Origin of the sequence: uncultured Methylobacterium sp. (genome assembly GCF_964242245.1) — a bacterium.
Classification (GTDB): Bacteria; Pseudomonadota; Alphaproteobacteria; order Rhizobiales; family Beijerinckiaceae; genus Methylobacterium.
In genome coordinates, this window is the sequence record NZ_CAXTBY010000027.1 from 1 (window position 1) to 25,865 (window position 25,865).

Consider the following 25,865-nt stretch of genomic DNA (forward strand, 5'->3'; position numbering starts at 1 on the left):
GCGGGAGAGGGTGGCCCGCGAGCTAAGTCGGGAGAGGGGAGCGACGGTGCCGGATGCGGCGCTCCCCTCTCCCGACCCTCGCTCACGCGAGGGCCACCCTCCCCCGCTAAAGGGGGAGGGTGCGCACGCAACCGAGCTCATCACCCGGAAACCGTATGATACCAACGGCCCGAACTTTTGACTCTTCCTTCCGTTGGCGAACGCGAAGGCGCGTCGCCGCTCGTGCGGCGGATCGCCCTTGAGGCGTCAGCATCAAGGGCCGCTGGCATGACCTATCCAGGACCGAGACTGATCACGAAAAAGGCCGCCCTTGATCGGGGGCGGCCTCGCGGTCCGGTCCGGCGTGCTGGCCCGGAGAACTACTTGATCTTGGATTCCTTGAAGTCGACGTGCTTGCGCACGACCGGGTCGTACTTGCGCTGCGTCAGCTTCTCGGTCTGGGTCCGGGAGTTCTTCTTGGTGACGTAGAAGTAGCCCGTGTCGGCGGTGGAGACGAGCTTGATCTTGACGGTGACGGCCTTGGCCATGGCGCGGCGCTCCTGAGGCTTGCGGCATTCCGCATGCGCGAAACGCAAAAGGGCCGGGCGAGGCCGGCCGAAGACGGGCGGGGCATGCCCGATCAGGCGAGGGGCGTCAAGGTCGCGGCGGGCGACGGGACACGCGCGATGACGATGTCCCGGCCGGCGCCTACAGGACGACGCGCGCGCGCCGACCGCGGCGCTCGTAGTGGAACGGGATCTCGCGGTGGGGCGCGAAATCGGCGGCGATCTGCACCTCCAACTCGTCGAGGATGGCGCGGGTGATGCCCGGCAGGTCGAGCTTCCGCGCGGCGGTGAGGGTGAACCACGCGAGCTCGACGAACTCGGCCGCGGGGGAGACTCGGCCCGGCGCCTCCGCGGCCACCGCGCGGCGGTCGGCCGTGAAGAAGCGGGTGTCGAAGCGGCGCACGCGCCCGGGCGGGGTGATCGCCCGGGCGACGAGGTGCAGCGCTTCGAGATCCGGCAGCACGCCGTTCGCCCGGAACGCCTCCCAGCCTTCCGGCACCGAGGTCGGCGGTCCGTAATCGCGGGTGCCGAGCAGCAGCCCGGTCTCCTCGAAGGTCTCGCGGATCGCGGCGAGCGCCAGGGCGCGTCCGAGGTGATGCGGCGGGCGCGTGACGTGTCGCGTCAGCGCGGCCTCCGCGTAGGCGGGGAGCGCGCCGGCGACCAGCATGTGCCGGTCAGCCCGTTCGATCCGTCCGCCCGGGAACACGAACTTGCCCGGCATGAAGGCAAGCGCTGCGTTGCGCCGTCCCATCAGGACCCGGGGTGCGCGCCCGCGCCGGTCGAGGATGATCAGCGTCGCGGCGTCGCGCGGCCGCAGGCGCTTGGCGGCCGGCCGGGCCGGCTCAGGCGCGGCCGATGGTGCCGGGGGCGCCTTCGAGGCCGGGTGGTTCAAGGCGCGCATCCTCCGGCCCCGCAGCGGAGCGGGACTGCGGTAGCGCGGCGAAGCCGTGCATGCCAAGGGCGTATTGCAGGCCGACGACGGCGCCCTTCACCGGCTGCAGCAGCCCGAGGGCGAGGCCGAGCGTCGCGACCGGCCAGAAGCCGAGTTGGAACCACAGCGGCACCTCGTAGCGCAGCTCCGATTCCAGGATCAGGTAGCCGACGAGGTGGGCGACGATGAAGATCACGAGGTAGGGCGGGAGGTCGTCGGCGCGGTGGTGGTGCAGTTCGAGCCCGCAGGCCTCGCAGGCGGGGCGAACCTTCAGGTAGCGCCCGAAGATCCTGCCCCCTCCGCAATGCGGGCAGCGGCCGAGGAAGCCGCGGGCCATCGATCGGACCAGGCCGGTGCGCAGGGGCGTCTCGTGCAGCATCATGGCGCGTTCTACACCGATCCGCCTCAGCGGCGCGAGCCGCGGTGACGCGTGCCGGCGTTGCGGATGCCGGAGGGCCGGCCGCTCGGGGCAGCCTTGAACGGCCGCCCCGCGGGCGTCTTGCCGGACGCCGCCTGCGTGCCCGCACGGCCGCGCCCCTCGGAGAGCAGCTCGAACCGCAGCGCGCCGGCCACGGGCGCGGCCTCGACCAGCCTGACCTCGACGCGATCACCCAGCCGAAACGTCTCGCCGGTGCGCTCGCCGACCAGGGCGTGGCGCGCCTCCTCGTGGCGGAAGTAGTCGGCGCCCAGCGTCGAGATCGGCACGAAGCCGTCCGCGCCGGTCTCGGCGAGCTTGATGAACAGCCCGGCCCGCGTCACGCCCGCGATCTGGCCCGAGAACGTCGCGCCGACCCGGTCGGCGAGGTGGTGGGCGATCAGACGGTCGATGGTCTCGCGCTCGGCCGCCATGGCGCGGCGCTCGGCGGCCGAGATCTGCTCGCCGATCTGCGCGAGGTCCGCGACCGACACGTCCGGCGACAGGCCGTCCGGGCCGAGGCGCCCGGCGGCGATCAGCGCCCGGTGGACGACGAGGTCGGCGTAGCGCCGGATCGGCGAGGTGAAGTGGGCGTAGCGGCGCAGGTTCAGCCCGAAATGGCCGAGGTTCTCCGCGGCGTAGACCGCCTGGGCCTGGGAGCGCAGCACCACCTCGTTGATGAACACCGCGTGCTCGGTTCCGGCGACGCCTGCGAGGATGCGGTTGAACAGGGCCGGCCGCAACGCGCCTTCCTTCGGCAGCTTGATGCCGATCGAGGCCAGCACCTCGCCCAGGCCCCGCATCTTCTCGATCGCCGGCTCGTCGTGCACCCGGTAGATCAGGGCTTGGCGCGCCGCTTCCAATGTCTCGGCGGCCGCGACGTTGGCCTGGATCATGAACTCCTCGATGAGCCGGTGGGCATCGAGGCGGTCGGGCACGATCACCCGGTCGACGGCGCCGTCGGCCGTCAGCAGCACCTTGCGCTCGGGCAGATCGAGCGCCAGCGGACCGCGCGCGTCGCGCGCCTGCTTCAGGGCGGCGTAGGCTGCCCAGAGCGGGCGCAGCGCCGGTTCCAGCAGGGGGGCGGTCGCGTCGTCGCCGTGCCCGTCGATCGCTCCTTGCGCCTGCGCGTAGGAGAGTTTTGCGCGCGAGCGCATCATCACCCGGTGGAAGCTGTGCCGCCGCTTGGTCCCGTCCGCCTGGATCACCATCCGCACGGCGAGCGCCGGGCGGGCCTCGCCCTCGCGGAGCGAGCACAGGTCGTTCGAGATGCGCTCGGGCAGCATCGGCACGACGCGGTCGGGGAAGTAGACCGAGTTGCCGCGCTCCAGCGCCTCGCGGTCGAGGTGCGAGCCGGGGCGGACGTAGGCCGCCACGTCCGCGATCGCGACGGTGACGCGGAAGCCGCCGGGATTGGCCGGGTCCGGGTCGGGCTCGGCCATCACCGCGTCGTCGTGGTCCTTGGCGTCGGGCGGGTCGATCGTCAGGAGCGGGAGCGCGCGCCAGTCCTCGCGGCCCTCGAGGCTCGCGGGCTCAGCCGCGTCGGCCTCGGCCAACGTCGCGGCGGAGAACACGTGCGGGATGTGGTGGAGGTGCAGCGCGATCAGGCTCACCGCCTTCTCGGAACCGAGCGAGCCGAGGCGCTCCCGGACGCGTCCCCGGGCCAGGCCGAAGCGGGTCTCGCGCTCCAGGGTGACGCTGACGAGGTCGCCCTCACGGGCCTCGCCCTCCTCGCCCGGCGGGATCAGGATCTCGCGGCCCTGCGCACGCTTCTCGACCGGCACGATCCGCCCGCCCTGCGCGCCCGCGCGGTACACGCCGATGACCTCGGCCTTGTTTCTTCCGATCACCTTGACGACGCGGCCGGTGTAGCGCCCGTCCGCGCCGTCGGGCTCGACCCGCAGCAGGGCCCGGTCGCCGATGCCGGGCGTCATGCCCTTCGGTCCGCGGCCGCCCCGCGGGGCGCCGAGCACGATCGTCGGCGGCTTGCCCTTCCCGGCGTCCCATTCGGCTGGAAACGCGAGGAAATCGCCGTTGCGGTCGCGCGCCCGGATGTCGGCGAGCACCACCGGCGGCAGTCGCCCGGCCGTGGCCAGACCGCCGCGGCCGCGCGCGATCGCACCGTCCGCCTCGATCTCCTTCAGGATGCGCTTGAGATCGATCTTGTGCGCACCGCGGAGGCCGAAGGCCTGCGCGATCTCGCGCTTGCCGACCTTGTCCTTGGCCTCACTGATGAAGGCGACGATCTGCTCGCGGGAGGGCAGGGCGGACTCACCCGCCCGGGTATCGATGCGTCTGGCCAAGAATTCGGGCTCGCTCACGCCGCGCGGCGACGCGTCCTGGGATGCGGGCGGCACCTTCGCGCCGTCCCTACGCCTCCAACATGGTGTCGTGGCCGGTGCGCGGCAACGCCGAGGCCCGCGCCCTCAACAGGTAGGCCCCCCTCGCGAAGCCGTGAGTGAGACCCCGATCGAACGCCGTCAGCCGGTGGAGGCCGACTTGCGGATGCCGTCGACCGCCCGGTCGACGTCGAAGGCCGGGCTCACGAGGTCTTCGAGGGCGAACGGGCACTGGCGCGGCAGGGTCAGGTTGACCTGCCCCTCGTCCGGCTGGAACTCCGGCGCCTCCGCCAGCTTGATCGCGAGCGTCCAGGCGCCGTCCATCCGCAGCGCGTCGCCATCCGGCGGTTCGGCCGCCAGGGCGCCGAGCTTGGCCCGTCCCGCATCGCGGAACGCGAGGCTCTTGCGGTCGTCCGAGACCAGGGCCGCCTTGATTAACTCGGCCAGCACGTCCCTGACCCGCTCCACGCTCTCGTTCATGCCCTGCCCGTCCTCGGCCGATCCGCCCTCGTCGCAGCGTGGCAATCCGGGTGCCAGATCCGGATCAGTAGGGCGTGCCCTTCTGCCGCTGCATCTTCAGCGCCTCGGCGTACCACGCCAGTTCGTCGAGGAACCTGCCGGCCGCCCGTTCGAGCCAGTCCTCGGCGGCCGTGCCCGCCTCGTCGAGCGCTTGGCCGACCCGCGGCACGGGCAGCAGCGAGGGGATGCTCGGCATGCCGAGTTCGGCGAGCATGGCCCGCAGCGGCATCGCCGCGCGCACGCCGCCGTACGGCCCGGCCGAGTAGCAGCAGATCGCCGACGGGCGCCAGGAATACTCTTCCAGGAAGTGGTCGAGGGTGTTGGAGAGGGCCGGCGGGATCGCGTGGTTGTACTCGGCGGAGACGACGACGAACGCGTCCGCGCGGACGTAGAGCGCGGCCAGGGCCTCCAGCGCCTCCGGCGCCTCGCCCTTCGGATACTCCTTGTACATCCGGTCGAGCAGCGGGAGCTTGAGCGCCATCGGATCGACGAGGGGCGCCTCGTGGCCGCGCGCTTCGAGCTGCGCGATCAGGAACCGGGCGACGCGCAGGCCCTGCCGGTCGGAGCGCACGGAACCGAGGATCACGGGACAGACGAGCGACATGGGTGTGCCCTCGATGAGACTTCGGCCCGGATCTAGGGCACGGCCGGTGCGGTGCGACGGCACGTCGCCCTTCGTCGAACCGGCTCGTCGTCCGCCGACAGACTTCCTCACCGCACGGCGGTCCTGAAGGGACCGGCGGCCGGGGGCGTCGCGCGTCGGCGGTCCGGCGACGCGCGATCGAGCCGAGGCTGCGCTACTCGGCAGCTTGGTTCATCGACTCCTCCGGCAGGCCGAACCGGTCGATCGTGTCCTGGAGCCGCAGGGCGGCGTTGATCAGCGCCATGTGCGAGAAGCCCTGGGGCACGTTGCCGCGCTGCTCGCCGGTCGCCGGATCGATCATCTCGGCGAACAGGCCGACGTCGTTGCCCCGCGCCAGCAGCCGCTCGAAGATCGCCCGCGCCTCGCCCGTGCGCCCGGCGAGCGCGAGGCAGCCGACGCGCCAGAAGGCGCAGGCCGTGAAGGCACCCTCGTCGCCCTCCAGGCCGTCGTCCATGCGGTAGCGGTAGATCAGGTCGCCGGCACCGAGTTCGCGCCCGATCGCGTCCAGCGTCGAGGCGGTGCGGGGGTCGTCCGCGTCGATCGCCCCGAACAGCACGGCGCGCATCACCGCCGCGTCGAGGTGGTGCGAATCGTAGGCGCCGGTAAACGCCTGCTTCTCGGCGCTCCAGGCCCTCTCCAGGTACTCCGCGCGGATCTCCCCGGCGATCCGCTCCCAGGCGGCGATCTTGTCGCCCGGCACGCCCTTGATGTTGCGGCCGATGCGGGCGGCGTCGGTCAGCGCCACCCACAGCATCGCCTTGGTATGGAGCTGCTGGCGCGGACCGGTGCGCAGCTCCCAGATGCCGTCGTCGGGAGCGTCCCGGCAGGCGATGGCGCGGGCCGTCAGGTTCTCCAGAACCTTGGGGAGGTGATCGTTGACCTTCTCCGGCGGGTCGTACTCCACCGCTTCGAGGAAGACGCAGAGCGCGCGCACCAACTCGCCGTAGATGTCGTGCTGGCTCTGGCTCGCGGCGGCGTTGCCGATCAGGGGCGGCCCGACGCCGCGCCAGCCGGACAGGTGCGCCAGTTCCTCCTCCGCCGGCACAGTCTCGGCGATGCCGTAGAGCAGGCGGGCGTCGCGCCCGTAGCTGCCGTCGGCCTCGCGCAGGAAGCGCAGGAACTCGGAGGCCTCGCGGACGTAGCCGAGCATCACGAAGGCGGTGACGGTGAACGTCGCGTCCCGCATCCAGGTGAAGCGGTAATCGTAGTTGCGGTTGCCCGGCACCGCCTCCGGCAGGCCGGCGGTGGCCGCCGCGACGATGGCACCGGTGGGCGCGTAGGTCAGGAGCTTAAGGCAGAGCGCCGAGCGCAGCACCGCCGCGCGGTAGGGCCCGTCGTAGGTGCAGCGCGCGCTCCAGCGCTCCCAGTAGGCGATCGTCGCATCGGCCCGGCCTTGCGCGCCCGGAAGGTCCTCGATCGCTGCCGCCTCGTCCTCCTCGCCGTGGGTGAGGACGAGGTAGGCCGTCTCGCCGGCTCGAACCGCGAAGCGGCTCTCGGCCGTCGCCCCGCGGATCGCAGGGGCGTCCGACGCGCTCACCCGCAGGCGCTGTCGGCCGGCCTCGAACAGGACCGAAGGTCCGTCCGCGATCGGCACGCCGTCGCAGCGGGCGTAATCGAAGGTCGGGCGCACGGTGAAGTGGCCCGAGACGGAGCCCTCCTCGCAGGTCAGGAGGCGGATCAGGCGGCTCTCGCCCTCGCCGTCCGGTCCCTCTTCGGGCTCCAGATTGGGCGGGTTCACCGGCATCACGTCGATCAGCCGGGCGCGGCCGGTGGCGGTGACGAAGGTCGTTTCCAGCACGTTGGTGTGGGGCACGTAGCGGCGCGACACCGATTCAAGTCCGTCGAGCGCGATGCGGCAGGAGCCGCCCTTCGCATCGTCCAGGAGCGCGAGGAACAGGGCCGGCGAATCATGGCGCGGCCAGCACAGCCAGTCGATCGAGCCGTCGCGGGCGATCAGGGCGGTGGCGTGCGTGTCGCCGATGCAGGCGTAATCTTCGATCGGTTTGGACAAGGTCGGCCGCACGGCAGTTCGGGATAATCCGAACCTAGCCTTCCAAGGCCGCGGATCGATCGAGCTTGACGATATGCCACACGAGCGGGACGGCCGATCAAGCAGCCTCGGCTCGTTTTCCGTGGACGGTCGCGGCGCTGGCGCAGAGGGTCGCGTCGGCCGCGAGCCCCCGCGCGTGGTTCACCGAGCCGCCCCGTTCCGGTCCGCGCGGTAGGGCGCGAACCAGCCCAGGCCCGCCTCGGTGCCCGCGGCCGGGCGGTACTCGCAACCGACGAAGCCGGCGTAGCCCAGCCGGTCGAGTTCGGCGAACAGGACGGCGTCGTCGACCTCGCCCGTGCCGGGCTCATGCCGCCCGGGCACCGACGCGGTCTGGACGTGGCCGATGATCGGCATCGTCGCGCGCAGCCGCATCGTCAGGTCGCCGTGCAGGATCTGGGCGTGGTAGAGGTCGAACTGAAGCTTGAGGTTCGTCATCCCGAGGTCGCGGATGAGCGCGGCGGCCCGGTCGACATCGCTGAGGAAGTAGCCCGGCATGTCGCGGCCGTTGATCGGCTCCAGCAGGAGGTCGATGCCGGCCCGGCCGACGCGCTCGGCCGTCCAGGCGACGGCGCGGCGGTAGGACTCGATCGCGCGCGGGTCGTCGGCCTCGGCCAGCCCCGCCATCAGGTGCAGCCGGGCGGCGCCCGTCGCCGCGGCGTAGCGCAGGCCGGTCTCGACCCCGGCGCGCAGCGCCTCGAAGCGCCCGGGCAGGGCGGCGAGCCCGCGCTCGCCCGCCGCGAAGTCGCCCGGCGGCAGGTTGAACAGGGCCAGCGTCAGGCCGTGGCGCCGCAGACGCTCGGCGATCGCCTCCGGCGGATGGTCGTAGGGGAACAGGACTTCGACCGCGTCGAAGCCCGCATCCGCGGCCGCCGCGAAGCGGTCGAGGAACGGGCGCTCGGTGAACATCAGGGTGAGGTTGGCGGCAAAGCGCGGCATGATCTTTTTCAGCTCTCGGCGGTGAGCAGCGGCGCCTCGAAGACCTGCGTATTGAAGGCGACTCGGGCCGCCATCGCCGCGAAACCCTCAATCCTTGGCCAGCATCGTCCGGCCGATGGAGAACACCCGGCCGTCGCCGAGGAGATGCGCGGTGAAGCCGCCCGGGAACAGCGGCTCGAACGCCTTGTCGCGCACGTTCAGGCCGCCGGCATAGGCGCCGAAGGCCGGCATCACGAGGCGGGTGCCGTCGGCGACGAAGCAGCGGCGGCGCACCGCGCGGCCCCGCATCGCGACCTTGCCGCAGGGATGGAGGTGCCCCGCGATCTCGCCGGCGGCGGGTCCGGAGCTGGGCTCGTGGCGCAGCGTCAGGCCGCCGAGCGTCAGCGCTTCGGCGTAGCGCCCGCCGACGCCCTCGCTCACCGCGGCGTCGTGGTTGCCGGCGATCCAGACCCAGTCGCGCCCCGCCTGGAGGGCCGCCACCATCGCCCGGTCGCCGGGCTCCATCCGCTCGGGTCCGCGGGCATCGTGGAAGGAATCGCCCAGCGCGACGACGCGGGCCGGATCGTGGCGCACGATCGCCTCGTGCACACAGGCCAGCGTCTCGCGGGTGTCGTAGGGCGGCAGGAACTGGCCGGTGCGGGCGGCGTAGGCCGAGCCCTTCTCCAGGTGGAGGTCGGAGACGACGAGCGTGCGGTGCTCCGGCAGCCACAGGCCGCCGCACAGGTCGAGGATCAGGGTCTCCCCGGCCAGCGTCAGACCGGGGGCCTTGTGAGTCTTCTCGAGTCTCTGACCGAGCGCCAAGATCGCATCCTCGCCGGGGGAAGGGGGCACACCACGAAAACTCAGCCCATCGCCTCTTCGAGGAGCTGGGCTTCGGCCTCGGCCAGGATCTCGTCCGCGCCCTCGCCGTAGACCCGCTCGCGCCCGATCTCGAGCATGACGGAGACGGAGAGCGGCGAGACGCGGTCCAGCGCCCTGTGGATGATTCGCCCCCGGACGCGCTCCAACATCATACCGAGGCGCCGCACGTCGAGGAGTCCGGTTGCCGCATCCTGGCGGGCGGCCCGCATCAGCAGGTGGTCGGGCTGGTGCTTGCGCAGCACGTCGTAGATCAGGTCGGTCGAGATCGTGACCTGCCGGCCGGTCTTCCTCAGGCCGGGATGGCGCCGCTCGATCAGCCCGGCGATCACCGCGCACTGGCGGAAGGTGCGGCGCATCATCGACGATTCGTCGAGCCACGCCTCCAGGTCGTCGCCGAGCATGTCCTGCGCGAAGAGATCCGCGAGGAAGCCGGGCTCCAGGGCGATCCGCTCGGAGAGGTCGCGGGTCATGAAGATCGCGAGGCCGTAATCGTTGGCGGCAAAGCCCAGGGGGCGCAAGGCGGCCCGCTCCATCCGCCGGGTCAGCAGCATGCCCAGCGTCTGGTGCGCGAGCCGGCCCTCGAACGGGAATGCGGTGAGGTAGTGGCGGCCCGCCCGCGGAAAGGTCTCGACCAGGAGGTCGCGCGCGCCCGGCAGCACCGAGCGGCGGCGCTGGAGCAGGAGGTAGTCGGCGACCTGCTTGGGCAGCCGGTCCCACTCGAACGGGTCGGCGATGATCGCGCGCACCCGCGCGGCAAGGTACGTCGAGAGCGGGAACTTCGCGCCGGCGTAGGAGGGAATCGCCGGGTCGGTGCCGGGGCCCGCCCGCGTGGCCATCGCCTCGTCCTCGGCGAGGCCCTCGAAGCGCAGCACCTCGCCCGCGAACAGGAAGGTGTCGCCGGGCGTCAGGGTCTCGGCAAAATCCTCCTCGATCTCGCCGAGCACCCGGCCGGTCTTCGGCAGCACCGTGCCGGGCCTGCCCCGGAGGGTGCGGGCGAGCCGGACCTTCACCTTGGTGGCCTCGACGATGGTGCCGATGTTCATCCGATACTGCTGCGCGACGCGGGCGTCGCGCACGCGCCAGAGCCCGTCCGGCCCGCGCAGGATCTTGGCGAAGCGCTCGTAGGCGCGCAGCGCGTAGCCGCCGGTGGCGACGTAGTCGACGACCTGTTCGAAATCCTCCCACGACAGGCCCGCGTAGGGGGCGGCCGAGGTGATCTCCGCGTAGAGGCCGAGCGGGTCGAAGGCATCGGCGCAGGCCATGCCGAGCACGTGCTGGGCCAGCACGTCCGGGGCGCCGAGGCGGGCGTCGGGCGTGTCCTGCGCGGCCGCCTCCACGGCGTCCAGCGCCGCCTGACACTCCAGCATCTCGAAGCGGTTGCCGGGGACGAGGTAGGCCTTCGAGGGCTCGTCCATGCGGTGGTTGGCCCGGCCGATCCGCTGCATGATCCGGCTCGCGCCCTTCGGTGCGCCGACGTTGACCACGAGGTCGACGTTGCCCCAGTCGATGCCGAGGTCCAGGGTCGCGGTGCAGACGATGGCGCGGAGCTGGCCGGCCGCCATCGCCGCCTCGACCCGGCGGCGTTGCGTGGCGTCGAGCGAGCCGTGGTGGAGCGCGATCGGCAGCACGTCGTCGTTCAGGCGCCACAGCTCCTGGAAGGTGTACTCCGCCTGGAGCCGGGTGTTGACGAAGACCAGGACGGTGCGGTGCGCCCGGATCAGGTCGTAGATCGCCGGCATCGCCTGCCACGCGGTGTGGCCGGCGAGCGGCAGGGTGAGGCCGGTGTCCAGCATGCGCAGGTCCGGCGCCGCCCCGCCCTGCACGACGACGAGGTCGGCCATGGCGGGCGCGCATCTTTCCCCTCCCTCCTCTGCGGGGGAGGGTGGCTCGCGAGCTAAGTCGGGAGAGGGGAGCGACGGTGCCGGATGCGGCGCTCCCCCCTCCCGACCCTCGCTCACGCGACGGCCACCCTCCCCCGCTAAAGGGGGAGGGAGGTGGCGCGTGTCCGGCCCGTTCTGCGGCACCAGATATTTTCGCAGCTCGTCCGGCTCCCGCACCGTGGCCGAGAGGCCGATCGCGGTCAGCCCGGGGCTGAGGCGGTGGAGGCGGGCGAGCGCCAGCGACAGCAGATCGCCGCGCTTGGACGTGACCAGCGCGTGGAGCTCATCCAGGATCACGCAGCGCAACCCCGAGAAGAAGTCGGTCGCCTCGCGGTGGGCGATCAGCAGGGCGAGCTGCTCGGGCGTGGTCAGCAGGATGTCGGGCGGGCGCTCGATCTGGCGGGTGCGCTTGTGGGCCGGCGTGTCGCCGGTGCGGGTCTCGATCCGCACCGACAGCCCCATCTCGGCGACCGGCGCGTCGAGGTTGCGCGCGATGTCGACGGCCAGCGCCTTCAGCGGCGAGACGTAGAGGGTGTGCAGCGTCCGGGATTTCTCCCGCCCCTCGGACAGGGCGACGAGGCTCGGCAGGAAGCCCGCCAGCGTCTTGCCCGCGCCGGTCGGCGCGACGAGCAGGGCCGAGCGGCGCTGGCCGGCGATCCGCAGGAGGTCGAGCTGATGGCGCCTGGGGCTCCAGCCGCGGGAGGCGAACCATGCCGCGAAGGCCGGCGGCAGCGCTCCCGGATCGGGCGGAGCCGCCGCGCGCCGGCTCAGGCGAGCGCCATCAGGAAGCGGTCGATGAGTTCAAGGGCGCGCTCCGTCATCGCGCCGGGATGGCGGACGAAGACGTGGCATCCGCCCGGATAGACCGCGGTGTGGCCGCCGTTCGCGGCCGCCGCCCAGCGGCTCGCCATGTAGAGGGTGTCGTCCAGCAGCGGATCGCAGGTGCCCACCGTGAACAGGGCCGGCGGCAGGCCCTTCAGGTGCGCGTAGATCGGCGAGACGTCGGGGCGGCGCCGATCGATGCCGTCGCGCACGTAGCCGTCGGCGAAGGCGGTGAGGTCGCGGGTGTTGACGACGAGGCGCTCCTCACCCCAGTTGCGCACCGACGGCGTCAGGCCGAGGTCGAAGAAGCCGGCGTTGAGGTTCGCGCCGCGGAAGGCGCGCGGCAGCCCGTGCTTGTCGCGCAGGCGCAGCAGGACCATGACGGCCAAGTGCGCGCCGACGGATTCCCCGCCGATGGTCAGCGCCGAGACGCCGAACTCGGCCTTGCCTGGGCCGGCAAGCCAGAGGGCCGCCGCCTCGCAATCGAGGAGGGCCGCCGGGTAGGGGTGCTCGGGCGCGAGGCGATACTCCACCGACAGGCAGACGAAGCCGCAGGAATCGGCGATGCGCTCCAGCCACGGGTCCTGCTCGTCGGCCGAGCCCCAGACCCAGCCGCCGCGGTGGATGTGCAGGTAGGCGCCGCGCACCTTCGCGCCCGGCCGCGGCCGGACCACGCGCAGGGGCAGCTCTCCGCCGGGGCCGTCGATCGTCAGCGTCTCGGCGCGAGCGCTGCGCGGCATCGCCGGCGAGGCCGGGGTGCCGGCGCGCCGCCGGGCGCGCACCTCCGCGATCGGCAGCGACCACGGGTCGGCCTGCGCGGCGTGGGCCGCCACGATCTCGGCGTTCAGCCGCTTGGTCTCCGGATCGATCGTCGCCGGCTCGAACAGGGCGTGGTCGATCATGGGGCGTTTGGTCTCGTTCACGTGCGGAGGCGGCGCGCACCGCGTCGGGCTCCCGCGAATCCCGCGCGCATCTTGGCGCCCGGACGCCGCATTGCCATCTCGTCCCGAACGACGAAACCGTCCAACGCCCCGGCGGCGATCCGGTTTCGCGCCCGGTGTGGTGCATCCGTCACGCTTCCGCCGGCTTCCGAGGGTTGGAAGGCTCGCGTTCCGAGGAAGGTTCATGATCGTCGAGCACGACCCGCGCGGCCGGGAGTCCCGGTATCAGGACGCGCCCTCACAGGCTCCGTTGCCGGGCGCGCGCGGCTCAGGCCTGCGCCGCTTCCTCGGCGGATCGCCGGCCGGGGTGTTCCTGCGGCTGCTGTTCCTGTCGGTGCTGGTGGGCGCCTTCATGGCGATGCTCGGGCTCACGCCCGGACGGCTGTTCCGGCAGGTCTACGAGGCGGCCGGCACGCTGATCGCGCTGGGCCTCGCCAGCGTGCACGATTTCGGCGGCTGGATCGTCGCGGGCGCCGTGGTGGTGGTGCCGCTGTGGCTGATCTCGCGGCTGCTGGCGGTTTCGAAGTAGGTCAGGGTCGTTGAAAGCCGCGGTACGAAAGGAGCGGTCATCCGATGGAGCGTGAGACGGACGCTCGAGACCGCGTCGCGATTTCGAACGAGCGTGCGAGGCTCCTCGCCAACGCGCTCGACCGAGCGTCCACAGCTTGCGTCACGGTCGGGATCTTCGGTCCGATCTCGGCCACCCTGTACGGACCGGGAGCGGTGGCACCTGCCGAGCATAGCGCCTTCTACGCCGCGAGTGCTACGATCTGGCCGTGTGCTGCCGTGTTTCTCCACGTGATGGCGCGCCAAGCACTCGGGACTCTCACATGATGGGACTTTGGGTCTTCGCGAACGTCGTCCTGCCACTCACGCTCATGGCGATCGGATACGCCGCCGTGCGCTGGCACGTGCATCAATCCTCGAAGTGACGCCGCCTCATCCCGGCATCGCGTCGTTGCGCGAAGGCACCATGTCCAGCCGGATCACGCGGCAAGGATGACGCCACCCCCGCCGGTCACCGGCCGGCGCGTTCTCGCGCTTGCCCTGCCGATGACGCTTGCCAACGTTACGACGCCGATGCTCGGCTTCGTCGGCGCGGCGGTGATCGGGCGGCTGGGCGATGCGGCGCTGCTCGGGGCGATCGCCCTCGGGGCGGTGATCTTCGACGCGCTGTTCTGGTCGTTCGGCGCGCTGCGCATGGCGACCGCCGGGCTGACCGCGCAGGCGGTGGGCGCGCGCGACCGCGCCGAGGTCGACCGGACGCTGGCGCGCGCGCTCGCCGCCGGGCTGCTCGCCGGCCTCGCCCTCCTCATCCTGCAGGGGCCGATCGCGGCGGCGGCCTTCCGGATCAGCGGCGCGAGCCCGGCGGTGGTCGCGGGCCTTGCCACGTACTTCCACGTCCGCATCCTCTCCGCGCCCTTCGCGCTCGCGAACTACGCCGTCCTCGGCTCCGTCCTCGGGCGCGGGCGCACCGATCTCGGGCTGCTGCTGCAGGTGGCGATCAACGCCGTCAACATCGGCCTCACCCTGGCGCTGGTGCTCGGCCTCGACCTGGGGCTCGCCGGCGCGGCGCTCGCCACCGTGACGGCGGAGGCTGCCGGCCTCGGTCTCGGGCTTCTCCTCCTCGCCCGGCTCGGCTCGCGGCCCTGGCGCGTGCCGCTCGCCGAGATCCGCGATGCGGCAGCCCTGCGGCGGACGCTGTCCGTCAACGGCGACGTCGTCGTGCGGACGCTGGCGTTGGTCGCCGGCATCGTCCTGTTCTCGGCGCTCGGCGCCCGCCAGGGCGACGCGGTGCTCGCGGCGAACGCCGTGCTGTGGAATCTCTTCCTGATCGGCGGGTTCTTCCTCGACGGCTTCGCCACTGCGGCCGAGGCGCTGTGCGGGCAGGCGGTCGGCGCCCGCGATGCAGCGGGCTTCCGCCGGGCCTCGCGCCTGTCGCTGCTCTGGTGCCTCGGCTTCGGCGTCGCGGTCAGCCTGCTGGCGCTCACCGGGGGCCACGCCTTCATCGATTTCGTGACCACGAGCGAGCCCGTGCGCGCGGTCGCCCGGCGCTACCTCGTGCTGGCCGCGCTGGCGCCCCTCGTCGCGGCGCTGCCGTTCGCCTACGACGGCATCTACATCGGCGCCACCTGGACCCGGGCGATGCGCAACCTGATGCTGGCCGCGCTCGCGGCCTACGGCGCCGCGCTGGCCCTGGTGCAGGGGCTGGACCTCGGCAATGCCGGCCTGTGGCTCGCCTTCCTGGGCTTCCTCGCCGCGCGCGGCGTCGGCCAAGCGCTGGCCTACCCGCGGCTCGCGCGCCGGACCTTCCCGCCCGAGGCGCCGTGAGTCAGCGCGGGTCCTTCCAGGTGCCCGTCGACGCCGGCGCCCGCGGCGGATCGGCCGGTGCCGCGGCCTCGACGCGGCGCTGCACGGTCCTGCGGGCGGGGCGTTCCGCGTGCCGCTGGCGGACCAGCGGGGCCCGGCGCATCCGCGGCCGCCGCGCGCGCTCCGTCGAGGCGCCGACCACGCCGCCGATCACGGCGCCCGCCACCGCGCCGACCGGGCCGGCCACGAGGGCGCCCGCGACCGCGCCGGAGCCGACGCCGACCACGGTGTTGCTCGCGGCCGACGCCGCCACCGGCATCGCCAGGGCCGTCGTCACCAGCAGGCCGAGCAGCGCGCGTCGCATCATGGGTCCGACCTTCGATTCTCGTGCCGGGACCGGCTTGGCCGCCGATGGTGACGAAAGCGGGGCCGCGCACCGGGTTTCGACGGCGCCGCTTTCTGCCGCGTTTCGGCGTCCCCACCCCTGGCACGGTGGTGCCCGTGCGGTAGGGTCCTCCCCGAATCATCGGGAAGTGACATGTCCGACATCCGCCTCCGCCGCAGCGTCCTCTACATGCCGGGCTCGAACCAGCGCGCGCTCGACAAGGCCAAGACCCTGCCGGCCGACTGCCTGATCCTCGACCTGGAGGACGCGGTCGGCCTGGAGGAGAAGGACTTGGCCCGCGAGCAGGTCTGCGCCGCGGTGAAGGGCGGCGGCTACGGCGACCGCGAGCTGATCATCCGGGTCAACGCCCCCCAGACCCCCTGGGGCGAGGCCGACCTGCGTGCGGCGATCCAGGCGCGGCCGGACGCGATCCTGATGCCGAAGGTGTCCTCGCCCGCGGTGCTGGAGAGCATAGCCAACCACCTGGAGGCGCTGGACGCCCCCGAGGGCATCGCCGTCTGGGCGATGATCGAGACGCCGGCCGCGATCCTCAACATCCAGGAGATCGCCCGGGCGAGCCGCGACCGGCGCACCCGGCTGACCTGCTTCGTGCTCGGCACCAACGATCTCGCCAAGGACACCTGGGCGCAGCTCGTGCCCGGCCGCGTGCCGATGCTGCCGTGGATCATGTTCGCGCTCGCCGCGGCGCGGGCCGAAGGGCTGACCATCCTCGACGGCGTGTGGAACGACATCGGCGACATCGAGGGCTGCCGCACCGAGTGCCGGCAGGCGCGCGACCTCGGCTTCGACGGCAAGACCCTGATCCACCCGAACCAGTTGGAGCCGGCCAACACCTCGTTTGCCCCGACCGAGGAGGAGGTGCGCCGCGCCCGCCTCGTCCTCGACGCCTTCGACCGGCCGGAGAACGCCCGGCGCGGCGCCATCCAGGTCGAGGGCCGCATGTACGAGCGCCAGCACACCGGCATGGCCCGCCGCGCGGTGATGTGGTCGGAATCGATCGCCGCCAAGGGACAGTGACAAGGGGCAGTGACAAGGGGCAGTGAACGGCGTCCTTCAGGGATAGGCCGCCTCGGGAAACGCCGTGCGGTAGGCGGCCGGGCTCGCGCCGAGCCGGGTACGGAAGTGATGGCGCAGCGCTTCCGGCGATCCGAAGCCGCAGGCGGCGGCCACCGCGGGGATCGGCAGCCGAGACGTCTCCAGGAGTTCGCGGGCGCGCTCGACGCGCTCGGCGACGAGCCACGCGCCGGGGCTCAGCCCGGTCGCCTCCCGGAAGCGGCGATGCAGGGCGCGCGGACTCAGCGCCGCGTCGGCCGCGAGCCGCGCCACCGTCCACTCCTGGTCGAGGGCTGTCCGCACCCGGTCGAGCAGGGGGGCGAGCCGCGAGGCGGGCGCGCGCAGGCGCGGCACCGGCCGCTCGACGTACTGGGCCTGTCCGCCCTGACGGTGCGCCGGCAGGACGAGGCGTCGGGCGATCCGGTTCGCGACCTCCGCGCCGCGGTCGCGCCGGACGAGATGCAGGCACAGGTCGAGGCCCGCCGCGCTCCCCGCCGCGGTGAGGACGCTGCCCGCATCGACGTAGAGCACGTCCGGCACGAAGTGCAGGGCCGGATGCCGCCGGACGAGGGCCTCGGCGTAGCGCCAGTGCGTCGTCGCGTCGTGCCCGTCGAGGAGGCCCGCGGCCGCGAGGACGAAGGCGCCGGAGCAGAGCGAGAGGATGCGCGCGCCGTCCGCGTGGGCGGCGCGGAGGGCCGCGCGGAGATCGTCGGGCACCGGGGCGTCGATGCCGCGCCACCCGGGCACGATGACGGTGCCGGCGCCCTCAAGGAGTTCCAGACCTCCGTCAGCCAGGACGTGGACTCCGCCCGTTGCCCGCATCGGGCCGGATTCCAGCCCCGCGACCGCGAACCTGTACCAGTCCGGTCCCATCTCGGGGCGCGGCAACCCGAAGACCTCGACGGCGCAGCCGAACTCGAAGGTGCACAGGCCATCGTAGGCCAGCACGATCACGGGCCTGTCCGCGGCCGTTCGGGAGGATCGGCGTTCTGGCATGATCCTGACGATAACCGGCATTCGTGCCGCTCACCAGCGGACCTCGAATCTCCTACCCTCTCCCGGCCGACCCATCCGAGGAGACGCGTCGATGCCGAGCGCCATCACCCAAATTCCCGCCGCCGCCCCGGAGACCGCGCGCGACCACTTCGCGGGGCGCCTCGCCCTGGAGGCCGATTGCGCGGACGTTCACGCCGCGCTGACGACTGGCGCCGCCGACTTCGTCGTTCTCGACGTGCGGGGGCCCGAGGCCTACGCGCGCGGCCACGTGCCCGGCGCCCTCGGCCTGCCGCACCGCTCCATCACCGCCGAAGCCCTGTCCGCGTGGCCGGACGACACACTGTTCGTGGTCTACTGCGCGGGTCCGCACTGCAACGGGGCCGATCGAGCCGCCCTGCGCTTGGCCGAGCTCGGCCGTCCCGTGAAGCTGATGATCGGCGGCGTCACCGGCTGGGCGGACGAAGGCTTCGCCCTCGCCACCGGCGGTGCGCCGGGCGGCTGACCGGCGTCAAGACGAGGGACGCGCGGCCGCCGCTTCCATCAGGCTCCATCCGGCCTCGGTGAGCGCGTAGTGCGTGCGGCTCGTCCGCGCGTCGCGCCGGGTTGCCGCGACCAGCCCGGCTTCCTCGATCGATGCGAGCGCGCGGAGCGCATGGGCGTGGGCGACGTCGAGGTTCCTCGCCGCGCTGCGGCTGTCGGCGGAAAGGCCGAGATGGGCCGCCGCGAGCAGCAGCGCGGCGAGCGTGTCGAGGTCGGGCCGGAGCGCCCCGACACCTTCGACCAGGGCGACGAGGGCGGTCTCGTCCGCCGCGCCGTCGCTCAAGCGGCGGCCGTCGCGCGCGGGCGGACCGTCACCAGCACCGATTTCGAGGTCGGTGTGTCGCTCTCGCGCCCGAAGGTCGAGAGCGGGACCAGCACGTTCAGCTCCGGGTAGTAGCCGGCCAGACTCCCGCGGGGCATGTCGAAGGGCACGAGGCGGAAATCCTCGGCGACGCGCGCCGTCCCGTCATCGTGCAGGCCGACGACGTCGACCCGCTCGCCGGCGCGCTGCCGCAGCGCGGCCAAGTCGTCGGGATGGCAGAAGATCACGCGGCGCTCGCCGTAGACGCCGCGGTAGCGGTCGTCGAGGCCGTAGATCGTGGTGTTGTACTGATCGTGGCTGCGGAAGGTCTGCAGCACGAACGTGTCGTCCGAGCGCTTGGCGATCTGGTGCTCGGTCGCCTCCGGCAGGGCGTCCGCGGAGAAGTTCGCGCGGCCGGTCGCGGTCTCGAACACGCGCGCGGCGGCGGGGTTGCGCAGCATGAAGCCGCGCGGGCGCCGGACCCGCACGTTGTAGTCCGTGAAGTCGGGGATGGTGCGCTCGATCCGGTCGCGGATGCGGTCGTAGTCGGCGGCCAGCGCCGCCCAATCCACCTGCGCCGAGCCGACGGTGGCCGCCGCCATCCCGGCGATGATCGCGATCTCGGAGCGCAGCGCCTTCGACGCCGGCTTGTTGATGCCGCCCGAGCCGTGGACCATGCTCATCGAATCCTCGACGGTCACGATCTGGACCTTGCCGGCGGTGTTCCGGTCGATCTCGGTGCGGCCGAGGCAGGGCAGCACGTAGGCGACCCGGCCCGGCACGAGGTGGGAGTGGTTGAGCTTCGTCGCGATGTGGACGGTGAGCCGGCAGGAGGCGAGCGCCCCGGCCACCAGCGCCGTGTCCGGCGTGGCGCGGGCGAAGTTGCCGCCCAAGCCGATGAAGGCCTTGGCCGAGCCGTCGAGCATCGCGCCGATTGCGGCGAGCACGTTGTGCCCGTGCCGGCGCGGCGGGCTGAAGCCGAACTCGCGCTCCAGGGCGTCGAGGAAGGCGGCGGGGGGCTTCTCGTTGATGCCGACCGTGCGGTCGCCCTGGACGTTCGAGTGGCCGCGCACCGGGCACAGCCCCGCGCCGGGGCGCCCGATGTTGCCGCGCAGCAGCATCAGGCTCGTCATCTCACGGATGGTCGCGACCGAGTGGCGGTGCTGCGTCACGCCCATCGCCCAGGTGCAGATCGTCCGCTCCGAGGCGAGGTAGACCTCGGCCACGGTCTCGAGGTCGGCGCGATTCAGGCCGGACTGGTCCTCGATCGCCGCCCAGGTCGTGGCCTCGACCGCCGCCCGGTAGGCGGCAAGACCCGCGGTGTGATCGGCGAGGAAGGCCTGATCGAGGACGGAGGGACGACCCTCGGCCAACGCCGCGTCGTCGGCCGAGAAGACCGCCTTGGCGATGCCGCGGAAGGCGGCCATGTCGCCGCCGAGCCGCGGCTGGAGGTAGTGGCTCGCGATCGGCGCGCTCGCGCCGCGCAGCATCTCGACGGTGTTCTGCGGATCGGCGAAGCGCTCCAGGCCGCGCTCGCGCACGGGGTTGAACACCACGACCTTGGCGCCGCGCTCGGCGGCGCGGCGCAGGTCGCCCAGCATCCGCGGGTGGTTGGTGCCCGGGTTCTGGCCGACGACGAAGATCGCGTCCGCCGCCTCGAAATCCTCCAGCAGCACCGTGCCCTTGCCGATCCCGATCGCTGCGGTCAGCGCGATGCCGCTCGCCTCGTGGCACATGTTGGAGCAGTCGGGGAAGTTGTTGGTGCCGTAGGCCCGAGCGAAGAGCTGGTAGAGGTAGGCCGCCTCGTTCGAGGCTCGGCCAGAGGTGTAGAACTCGGCTTGGTCCGGATGGTCGAGCCCGCGCAAGCTCGCGCCGATCTCGGCGAACGCCTGCTCCCAGGTCGCCGGCAGGTAGCGGTCGCTGGCGGCGTCGTAGCGCATCGGGTGGGTGAGGCGGCCCTCGCCTTCGAGCGCGTAGTCGCTCCAGCCGCGCAGCTCCGCCACGGTGTGGCGGGCGAAGAAGCTCGGGGGCGTGCGCTTGTCGGTCGCCTCCCACGAGACCGCCTTCACGCCGTTCTCGCAGAACTCGAACGAGGAGCCGTGCTCCGGGTCGCCCCAGGCGCAGCCGGGGCAGTCGAAGCCGTCGGGCTGGTTTGCCTTCAGCAGGGCCCGCGCGCCGGAGAGCGGGGCACGGCTGCCGAGCAGGTGCTTGCCGCAGCTCTTCAGGGCCCCCCATCCGCCGGCGGCCGACGAACGTTTGGGAGAGCCGGCCGAATGGTCCATGAAGCAACCCTGGAAGCGACGACGGCGCGGCGATCGCGCTGACGTGAGATAAAAGCTTGGGGGGCTCATCCTCAATCGCGTCCGGACGCACCCCCCGCATGCGTCCGGCACGCGCGATGTTTTCATGATTCCACGCGCGCGGTCCGCGGCGTGGGCAGGCGCGCGTACTATGAGGACCCCATGTGGGCGCGAACGCGGATCATGGCGGCCCTGGCGGCGGGCTGCGCGGTCGGGGTCGCCGTCATGGCGCACGACCGGGCCCGGGACGCGCAGTGGGCGGTCACGCCCGCGCAGGTCGCCGACGCGCAGGCGCACGGGCGGCCCGGCGTCGAGGTCGCGCCGGGCCGCTTCGCGACGGACGGCATCCCGAGCGTCGACGCCGCGCTGCTGCCGGTGAAGTGGGTGCTGCTCGGGCTCGGGGCCGCCTGCGCGGTGCTCGCCGGAACCGGGCGGCGCAGGGCCGATCCGTGAGGCGCACCCCTCAAGCCGTACGCGCCAGCGCCGCCGCATCCCGCCCGACGATCGCCGAGAGCCCGGTCGCGCCCTCCGCCCGCATCCGCGCGACGAGGCCGGCCTTGATCCGGGCGACGAGGCCGGGACCCTCGTAGACCAGGGCGGAGTAGAGCTGCAGCAGGCTCGCGCCGGCGCGGATCTTGGTCCAGGCGGCCTCGGCCGAATCGATGCCGCCGACGCCGACGAGGGGCAAGTGCCCGCCGACGCGCAGGTAGGCCTCGGCCAGGAGCCGCGTCGCCGGGCCGAACAGCGGCCGGCCGGACAGGCCGCCGGCCTCGGCCGAGAGCGCGGTCTCGGCGAGCGCTGCCGGGCGCGCGACCGTGGTGTTGCACACGACCAGGGCCGCAACCCCGCGGCGGACCGCCGTGGCGCAGATCGCGTCCAGCGCGTCGAGGGTGATGTCGGGGGCGATCTTCAGGAGGATCGCGGTGGCGGGCGCCGCGCGATCGCGGGCCGCGACGACGCGAGCCAGCAGGTCGTCGAGGAAGGCCTCGCCCTGGAGGTCGCGCAGGCCGGGCGTGTTGGGCGAGGATACGTTGACGGTGATGAAGTCGGCGAGCGGCGCGAGCCGCGCCGTGCAGGCGACGTAGTCGGCGAGCCGGTCGGCCGTCTCCTTGTTGGCGCCGACGTTGACGCCGACGATGCCGCGCCGGCCCCGACGCTCCAGCCGTCCGGCGACCACGTCGAGGCCCTCGCTGTTGAGGCCGAAGCGGTTGATCACGGCGCGGTCGCGAGCAAGGCGGAACACCCGCGGGCGCGGGTTGCCGCCCTGCGCCCTCGGGACGACGCCGCCGACCTCGACGAAGCCGAAGCCCAGGCCGAGCAGCGCGTCGGCCGCCCGCGCGCCCTTGTCGAAGCCCGCCGCCAGCCCGACCGGGTTGGGGAAGTGCTGCCCGAGCAGGTCGACCGCGAGGCGCGGGTCGTCCGGCGCGGGCGCCCGCGCCGGCATCATCGCGAGGGCTGCCAGCGTCAGGTCGTGGGCGCGCTCGGCATCGAGCCCGTGCAGGACGGGCCGCACCAGGGGGAACAGCGCGCCGATCACCCGCCGATCTCCGCCGGGAGCCGGTGCAGGCCGTCCGGCCCGAGCGTCAGGGCCGCGACGCTTCGCACGGCCGCGAGCGGCAGGTCACCGTAGAGGTGCGGGAACAGGTGGCCGCCGCGGGAGGGCTCGTAGCGCAGGCTATCGCCCAGCGCCTCGGCCTCCACAGCCACGAGCACGAGGTCGGCCTGCCCCGAGAAGTGCCGCCGCGCGGTCTCGGCCACCTGCGCGGCGGTGGAGAAGTGGATGAACCCGTCGGACACGTCTATCCCTGAGCCCTTGAAGCGGCCGGCGGCCTCGGCCGCGCGCCAGAGCGGTTCGGGGCAGATCTTGTAGATGAGCGGCATCGGCGGCACCCGGGACTTCGCGCGCCGTCGATAGGGCGCCGCGCGGTCCACTGGCAACCGGGAACGCGGTGCGGAGAGGGCTGCTCGGGGCCGAGCACCGCCGGTGGAGATCGATTGCGTTTCGTGCGTCGTAGTTCTACTTTCCTACGGCTAGGCCGTGCGTCTCAGCGGCCCGTTGCGCCTCGAGCCCGACATGCTGTCCCACGAGCAGATCTGGAACGCCATCGACCGGCTGGCCGAGCGCCACGGCTTCTCGCCGTCCGGTCTCGCGCGCCGCTCAGGGCTTGACGCCACGAGCTTCAACCGGTCGAAGCGCGTCGGCGTCGATGGGCGCAAGCGCTGGCCGTCGACGGAGTCGGTCTCGAAGGTGCTCGCCGCGACCGGCGCCAGCCTCGACGATTTCCTGCGCCTGATCGAGGCCCGCGAGGGGCCGCCGCGCGCCATGGTGCCGTTGATCGGCCTGACCCAGGCGGGCGCCGGGCGCCTGTTCACCGACGAGGGCGTGCCCACCGGCGGCCCCGGCTGGGAGGAGATCGAGTTCCCCGATCTCGGCGAGGAGCGCGCCTTCGCGCTCGAAGTGCAGGGCGACTCGATGCTGCCGCTGTTCCGCGACGGCGACGTGCTGATCGTCTCGCCCTCGGCCAGCGTGCGCAAGGGCGACCGCGTCGTGGTGCGCCTTCACGCCGGCGAGGTGCTCGCCAAGGAACTCCGCCGCCGCACCGCCCGCACGGTGGAACTCGCCTCCCTCAACCCGGAGCACGAGGACCGCACCCTCAACGTCGGGGAGATCGCCTGGATGGCACGCGTCATGTGGATCCGCCAGTAGGGCCGGCCACTTGCTTGGAAGCTGTGGAAGCCGCGGCCTCCGTGCGCCGATCCCGGCTCGGCCGTGAGGATCTTGGCCGTGAGGACCGATGCCGCTATCGATGGACCGGTGGCGGGCCGTCAGTTCCGCAAGGCCGGGAAGCACCATGGCACAGCCCGAAGCGGACGGCCGGAACGAGGAGGCCGACCTTCCGCCAGGCTGGATCGCGCTCCTCGATGCGGCCGCTCCGGCCTTCCTGTCCGATCCGGATCGCCCGGACGAGCCGATCGTCCACGCCAACCCGGCCTTCCTGCGGCTGGCCGGCCGGCCCGCGGCCGAAGTCGTCGGGCGCAACGTCCGCTTCCTGGCCCACGAGCGCGGCGCCCTCCCGGCCGGACACGCGGGACCGGCCGAATTCCTCGCGGCCACCGGCGACGGGGCGACGTTCTGGGCCAGCCTGACCCTGGTGCCGGTGCCGGGCAGCGGCCTGCGCCTCGGGCAGCTCGCCGACGTGACGCGGCGGCGCGATGCGGAGAGCGCCCTGGTGCTGTCGCGCCAGCGCGAGGCGCTGGGACTGCTGACCAACAGCGTCGCCCACGAATTCAACAACTTCCTGCAGATCCTGATCGGCTACATCGACGGGCTGAAGCGGCGCTTGGGCGAGAGCCCCGAGCCGTTCATCCAGCGGGCGATGAGCCGCTCGACCGACGCCACCGAGCGCGCCGCGATCCTCACGCGGCAACTCCTCGCCTTCTCGCGCAAGATCGCGCCGGACGTGCGCCCGGTGGACCTCGACGCCCTCGTCGCCGGAACGGCCGAGCGCCTGCGGCCCGGCCTGCCCGCCCGCGTGAGGCTGGAGGTCGCCGGCACCCCCGGCCTGCCGCGGGCGATCAGCAACCCGACGCAGGTCGAGCTGGCGCTCGGCCACATCGTCGCCAACGCCTGCGAGGCGATGCCCGCCGGCGGCACGATCAGCCTGAGCACCTTCCGCATCGCCCCCGGCGACCGCTCGGTGCAGCGCCCCGAGGACGGGGCGGTCGGCATCCACGTCATCGACACGGGCACCGGCATGTCGCCGGAGATGCTGACGCGGGCGCTGGCCCCCTTCGCCACCAGCCGCGAGGCCGGACGCGGGGCGGGGCTCGCCATCGTCCACGGCCTGATGAAGCGCCAGAACGGCACCATCGCGCTGGAGAGCAGTCCCGGCGCGGGGACGCAGGTGCGGCTCGTCTTCCCGGCAGCGCCGGAGCGGGCGCTGCATTGATCACGCCGGGGAATCGCGCGGCGCGGTCCAGGATGTTGCCGATCGGACGGACTAAAACCCCGCCGCAGCCGTCACCATATCATCCTCGGCGCTCGCGCCAAGGGGTTCTCTCCAGTCTCAAGACCCCAAGACCTTGTCCTTCATCAGAGGCGGATCGATGCTTACCTCCCTCACGCGCCGCACGCGCACGGCGACCATCCTGGCGCTGGCTGCCGCGCTCACGGTCGCGGCGCCCGCGGTCGACGCCCGTCCGGGCGGCGGCGCCAGCATGGGATCGCGCGGCTCGCGGACCTTCAGCCCGCCGTCGGCGACCACCACGGCACCCACCGCGGCCCCGATGCAGCGCACGCAGACCCAGCCCTCGCCGGGCATGACCAATCCCGGCATGCAGGCGCCGGCCGCACGGCCGCGCTTCGGCGGCGGCTTCATGGCCGGTCTCCTCGGCGCGGGCCTCCTCGGGGCGCTGCTCGGCGGCGGCTTCTTCGGGGGCCTCGGCGGCATCGCCTCGATGCTCGGCCTGCTGCTGCAGGTCGGCCTCGTGGTCCTGCTCGCCTCCTTGGCGCTGCGCTGGTTCCGCCGCCGCAACCAGCCGGCCGGCGCCGGCGCGTCCTACGCGCGGACGGGCATGGATGCCGATCCTGGCCTGAACGGCGGTCCCGGCGCAGGCGGGCCGGCCGCCGGCCTCGGCGGGATGATGGGCGGCGCCCCGCGTCCCCCGCAGCAGCGCCCGGTCCAGGTCGGCCCGAACGACTTCCAGTCGTTCGAGCGCCTGCTCGGCGAGGTGCAGGACGCCTATTCGCACGAGGACGCGGTCGGCCTGCGCAACCTCGCGACGCCGGAGATGGCCGGCTACTTCGAGGAGGAGCTGCGCAACAACGCCGCCCGCGGCGTGGTCAACCGCATCACCGAGGTGAAGCTCCAGCAGGGCGACCTGTCGGAGGCCTGGGGCGAGGGCAACCAGGAGTTCGCCACGGTGGCGATGCGCTACACCCTCAAGGACGTGACCCTCGACCGGACCAGCAACCGCGTCGTCGCGACCGAGCCGGGCGAGGCCGTGGAGCTCTGGACCTTCGTGCGCAGCCAGGGCCGTCCGTGGATCCTCTCCGCGATCCAGCAGACCCGCTGAT

General features: G+C 72.9%; 25 protein-coding genes. 8 read left to right on the forward strand and 17 right to left on the reverse strand.

Features of this window, described 5'->3' with window-relative positions; all coding sequences use genetic code 11:
• Window positions 1–359: 359 nt before the first annotated feature.
• The 11 genes from rpmG to ACFE8Y_RS08710 form a co-directional block, all read right to left on the reverse strand.
• Entirely contained in the window at window positions 360–527 is a 168-nt protein-coding gene (rpmG, locus tag ACFE8Y_RS08660; RefSeq protein WP_147726819.1) for a 50S ribosomal protein L33, read from the reverse strand.
• 160 nt (window positions 528–687) lie between these two features.
• Window positions 688–1,446, reverse strand: a complete 759-nt coding sequence (locus ACFE8Y_RS08665) for an NUDIX domain-containing protein (RefSeq protein ID WP_375463989.1) — start codon at window positions 1,444–1,446, stop codon at window positions 688–690.
• Window positions 1,388–1,858: a DUF983 domain-containing protein gene (locus ACFE8Y_RS08670; RefSeq protein WP_375463990.1), complete on the reverse strand. Its 471-nt coding sequence runs from the start codon at window positions 1,856–1,858 to the stop codon at window positions 1,388–1,390. The genes ACFE8Y_RS08665 and ACFE8Y_RS08670 overlap by 59 nt, the downstream gene beginning before the upstream one ends.
• A gap of 23 nt (window positions 1,859–1,881) precedes the next feature.
• Entirely contained in the window at window positions 1,882–4,194 is a 2,313-nt protein-coding gene (rnr, locus tag ACFE8Y_RS08675; RefSeq protein WP_375463991.1) for a ribonuclease R, read from the reverse strand.
• A 177-nt stretch (window positions 4,195–4,371) separates the two neighbouring features.
• Complete coding sequence (locus ACFE8Y_RS08680) at window positions 4,372–4,710, reverse strand: hypothetical protein (RefSeq protein ID WP_375463992.1); 339 nt, start codon at window positions 4,708–4,710, stop codon at window positions 4,372–4,374.
• Window positions 4,711–4,774: 64 nt separating this feature from the next.
• On the reverse strand, window positions 4,775–5,353 hold the full coding sequence (locus tag ACFE8Y_RS08685; protein WP_375463993.1) for an NADPH-dependent FMN reductase: 579 nt from the start codon (window positions 5,351–5,353) through the stop codon (window positions 4,775–4,777).
• A 193-nt stretch (window positions 5,354–5,546) separates the two neighbouring features.
• Complete coding sequence (locus ACFE8Y_RS08690) at window positions 5,547–7,403, reverse strand: glycoside hydrolase family 15 protein (protein WP_375463994.1); 1,857 nt, start codon at window positions 7,401–7,403, stop codon at window positions 5,547–5,549.
• Between the two features lie 180 nt (window positions 7,404–7,583).
• Window positions 7,584–8,378 (reverse strand): 2-oxo-tetronate isomerase, encoded by a 795-nt coding sequence (gene otnI / locus ACFE8Y_RS08695; RefSeq protein ID WP_375463995.1) that lies wholly within the window; start codon window positions 8,376–8,378, stop codon window positions 7,584–7,586.
• Window positions 8,379–8,465: 87 nt separating this feature from the next.
• Window positions 8,466–9,179, reverse strand: coding sequence for a ligase-associated DNA damage response endonuclease PdeM (gene pdeM, locus ACFE8Y_RS08700; protein WP_375463996.1), 714 nt, complete (start codon window positions 9,177–9,179; stop codon window positions 8,466–8,468).
• A 41-nt stretch (window positions 9,180–9,220) separates the two neighbouring features.
• Window positions 9,221–11,890 (reverse strand): DEAD/DEAH box helicase, encoded by a 2,670-nt coding sequence (locus ACFE8Y_RS08705; protein WP_375464022.1) that lies wholly within the window; start codon window positions 11,888–11,890, stop codon window positions 9,221–9,223.
• Window positions 11,887–12,843, reverse strand: coding sequence for an alpha/beta hydrolase (locus ACFE8Y_RS08710; RefSeq protein WP_375463997.1), 957 nt, complete (start codon window positions 12,841–12,843; stop codon window positions 11,887–11,889). The genes ACFE8Y_RS08705 and ACFE8Y_RS08710 overlap by 4 nt, the downstream gene beginning before the upstream one ends.
• A gap of 223 nt (window positions 12,844–13,066) precedes the next feature.
• Between ACFE8Y_RS08710 and ACFE8Y_RS08715 the strand changes: the two genes are divergently transcribed.
• Together ACFE8Y_RS08715 and ACFE8Y_RS08720 are read left to right on the forward strand one after the other, a co-directional pair.
• Window positions 13,067–13,411 (forward strand): DUF6460 domain-containing protein, encoded by a 345-nt coding sequence (locus tag ACFE8Y_RS08715; RefSeq protein ID WP_375463998.1) that lies wholly within the window; start codon window positions 13,067–13,069, stop codon window positions 13,409–13,411.
• 470 nt (window positions 13,412–13,881) lie between these two features.
• Complete coding sequence (locus ACFE8Y_RS08720) at window positions 13,882–15,213, forward strand: MATE family efflux transporter (protein WP_375463999.1); 1,332 nt, start codon at window positions 13,882–13,884, stop codon at window positions 15,211–15,213.
• Window position 15,214: 1 nt separating this feature from the next.
• Here the strand turns inward: ACFE8Y_RS08720 and ACFE8Y_RS08725 are convergent, their stop codons facing one another.
• A complete protein-coding gene (locus tag ACFE8Y_RS08725; RefSeq protein WP_375464000.1) occupies window positions 15,215–15,559 on the reverse strand; it encodes a hypothetical protein in 345 nt (114 codons plus the stop codon).
• Between the two features lie 171 nt (window positions 15,560–15,730).
• Here ACFE8Y_RS08725 and ACFE8Y_RS08730 point away from each other — a divergent pair, with 171 nt between their 5' ends.
• Complete coding sequence (locus ACFE8Y_RS08730) at window positions 15,731–16,615, forward strand: HpcH/HpaI aldolase/citrate lyase family protein (RefSeq protein ID WP_375464001.1); 885 nt, start codon at window positions 15,731–15,733, stop codon at window positions 16,613–16,615.
• Window positions 16,616–16,651: 36 nt separating this feature from the next.
• Here ACFE8Y_RS08730 and ftrA read toward each other — a convergent pair whose 3' ends face one another.
• The gene (gene ftrA, locus ACFE8Y_RS08735) at window positions 16,652–17,668 is read right to left on the reverse strand and encodes a transcriptional regulator FtrA (RefSeq protein ID WP_375464002.1); all 1,017 of its coding nucleotides are present in this window, start codon (window positions 17,666–17,668) and stop codon (window positions 16,652–16,654) included.
• A 70-nt stretch (window positions 17,669–17,738) separates the two neighbouring features.
• Between ftrA and ACFE8Y_RS08740 the strand changes: the two genes are divergently transcribed.
• Window positions 17,739–18,149 (forward strand): rhodanese-like domain-containing protein, encoded by a 411-nt coding sequence (locus ACFE8Y_RS08740; RefSeq protein ID WP_375464003.1) that lies wholly within the window; start codon window positions 17,739–17,741, stop codon window positions 18,147–18,149.
• Between the two features lie 6 nt (window positions 18,150–18,155).
• On the opposite strand, the gene ACFE8Y_RS08745 is transcribed toward ACFE8Y_RS08740, so the two are convergent.
• Window positions 18,156–18,470 carry a hypothetical protein gene (locus ACFE8Y_RS08745; protein WP_375464004.1) on the reverse strand — a complete coding sequence of 105 codons (315 nt, stop codon included), beginning with the start codon at window positions 18,468–18,470 and terminating at the stop codon, window positions 18,156–18,158.
• Window positions 18,467–20,770: an FdhF/YdeP family oxidoreductase gene (locus ACFE8Y_RS08750; RefSeq protein ID WP_375464005.1), complete on the reverse strand. Its 2,304-nt coding sequence runs from the start codon at window positions 20,768–20,770 to the stop codon at window positions 18,467–18,469. The genes ACFE8Y_RS08745 and ACFE8Y_RS08750 overlap by 4 nt, the downstream gene beginning before the upstream one ends.
• A gap of 180 nt (window positions 20,771–20,950) precedes the next feature.
• On the opposite strand from ACFE8Y_RS08750, the gene ACFE8Y_RS08755 reads away from it, so the two are divergent.
• The gene (locus ACFE8Y_RS08755; protein WP_375464006.1) at window positions 20,951–21,241 is read left to right on the forward strand and encodes a hypothetical protein; all 291 of its coding nucleotides are present in this window, start codon (window positions 20,951–20,953) and stop codon (window positions 21,239–21,241) included.
• Window positions 21,242–21,251: 10 nt separating this feature from the next.
• Here the strand turns inward: ACFE8Y_RS08755 and ACFE8Y_RS08760 are convergent, their stop codons facing one another.
• On the reverse strand, window positions 21,252–22,325 hold the full coding sequence (locus ACFE8Y_RS08760) for a quinone-dependent dihydroorotate dehydrogenase (protein WP_375464007.1): 1,074 nt from the start codon (window positions 22,323–22,325) through the stop codon (window positions 21,252–21,254).
• A complete protein-coding gene (locus ACFE8Y_RS08765; RefSeq protein ID WP_375464008.1) occupies window positions 22,322–22,669 on the reverse strand; it encodes a DUF952 domain-containing protein in 348 nt (115 codons plus the stop codon). The genes ACFE8Y_RS08760 and ACFE8Y_RS08765 overlap by 4 nt, the downstream gene beginning before the upstream one ends.
• Before the next feature lie 193 nt (window positions 22,670–22,862).
• Here ACFE8Y_RS08765 and ACFE8Y_RS08770 point away from each other — a divergent pair, with 193 nt between their 5' ends.
• From ACFE8Y_RS08770 to ACFE8Y_RS08780, 3 genes are all read left to right on the forward strand, one after another.
• On the forward strand, window positions 22,863–23,495 hold the full coding sequence (locus ACFE8Y_RS08770) for a helix-turn-helix transcriptional regulator (protein WP_375464009.1): 633 nt from the start codon (window positions 22,863–22,865) through the stop codon (window positions 23,493–23,495).
• A gap of 145 nt (window positions 23,496–23,640) precedes the next feature.
• The gene (locus ACFE8Y_RS08775) at window positions 23,641–24,738 is read left to right on the forward strand and encodes an ATP-binding protein (protein WP_375464010.1); all 1,098 of its coding nucleotides are present in this window, start codon (window positions 23,641–23,643) and stop codon (window positions 24,736–24,738) included.
• A 157-nt stretch (window positions 24,739–24,895) separates the two neighbouring features.
• Window positions 24,896–25,864 (forward strand): TIM44-like domain-containing protein, encoded by a 969-nt coding sequence (locus ACFE8Y_RS08780; RefSeq protein ID WP_375464011.1) that lies wholly within the window; start codon window positions 24,896–24,898, stop codon window positions 25,862–25,864.
• Window position 25,865: the final 1 nt, after the last annotated feature.

Excerpts from the sequence above, each read along its gene's own strand:
- rpmG (WP_147726819.1), bottom strand. The coding sequence starts at position 527 with ATGGCCAAGGCCGTCACCGTCAAGATCAAGCTCGTCTCCACCGCCGAC.
- ACFE8Y_RS08665 (WP_375463989.1), bottom strand. The coding sequence starts at position 1,446 with ATGCGCGCCTTGAACCACCCGGCCTCGAAGGCGCCCCCGGCACCATCG.
- ACFE8Y_RS08670 (WP_375463990.1), bottom strand. The coding sequence starts at position 1,858 with ATGATGCTGCACGAGACGCCCCTGCGCACCGGCCTGGTCCGATCGATG.
- ACFE8Y_RS08680 (WP_375463992.1), bottom strand. The coding sequence starts at position 4,710 with ATGAACGAGAGCGTGGAGCGGGTCAGGGACGTGCTGGCCGAGTTAATC.
- ACFE8Y_RS08685 (WP_375463993.1), bottom strand. The coding sequence starts at position 5,353 with ATGTCGCTCGTCTGTCCCGTGATCCTCGGTTCCGTGCGCTCCGACCGG.
- otnI (WP_375463995.1), bottom strand. The coding sequence starts at position 8,378 with ATGCCGCGCTTTGCCGCCAACCTCACCCTGATGTTCACCGAGCGCCCG.
- ACFE8Y_RS08710 (WP_375463997.1), bottom strand. The coding sequence starts at position 12,843 with ATGATCGACCACGCCCTGTTCGAGCCGGCGACGATCGATCCGGAGACC.
- ACFE8Y_RS08715 (WP_375463998.1), top strand. The coding sequence starts at position 13,067 with ATGATCGTCGAGCACGACCCGCGCGGCCGGGAGTCCCGGTATCAGGAC.
- ACFE8Y_RS08720 (WP_375463999.1), top strand. The coding sequence starts at position 13,882 with ATGACGCCACCCCCGCCGGTCACCGGCCGGCGCGTTCTCGCGCTTGCC.
- ACFE8Y_RS08725 (WP_375464000.1), bottom strand. The coding sequence starts at position 15,559 with ATGATGCGACGCGCGCTGCTCGGCCTGCTGGTGACGACGGCCCTGGCG.
- ACFE8Y_RS08730 (WP_375464001.1), top strand. The coding sequence starts at position 15,731 with ATGTCCGACATCCGCCTCCGCCGCAGCGTCCTCTACATGCCGGGCTCG.
- ftrA (WP_375464002.1), bottom strand. The coding sequence starts at position 17,668 with ATGCCGGTTATCGTCAGGATCATGCCAGAACGCCGATCCTCCCGAACG.
- ACFE8Y_RS08740 (WP_375464003.1), top strand. The coding sequence starts at position 17,739 with ATGCCGAGCGCCATCACCCAAATTCCCGCCGCCGCCCCGGAGACCGCG.
- ACFE8Y_RS08750 (WP_375464005.1), bottom strand. The coding sequence starts at position 20,770 with ATGGACCATTCGGCCGGCTCTCCCAAACGTTCGTCGGCCGCCGGCGGA.
- ACFE8Y_RS08755 (WP_375464006.1), top strand. The coding sequence starts at position 20,951 with ATGTGGGCGCGAACGCGGATCATGGCGGCCCTGGCGGCGGGCTGCGCG.
- ACFE8Y_RS08765 (WP_375464008.1), bottom strand. The coding sequence starts at position 22,669 with ATGCCGCTCATCTACAAGATCTGCCCCGAACCGCTCTGGCGCGCGGCC.
- ACFE8Y_RS08770 (WP_375464009.1), top strand. The coding sequence starts at position 22,863 with ATGCTGTCCCACGAGCAGATCTGGAACGCCATCGACCGGCTGGCCGAG.
- ACFE8Y_RS08775 (WP_375464010.1), top strand. The coding sequence starts at position 23,641 with ATGGCACAGCCCGAAGCGGACGGCCGGAACGAGGAGGCCGACCTTCCG.
- ACFE8Y_RS08780 (WP_375464011.1), top strand. The coding sequence starts at position 24,896 with ATGCTTACCTCCCTCACGCGCCGCACGCGCACGGCGACCATCCTGGCG.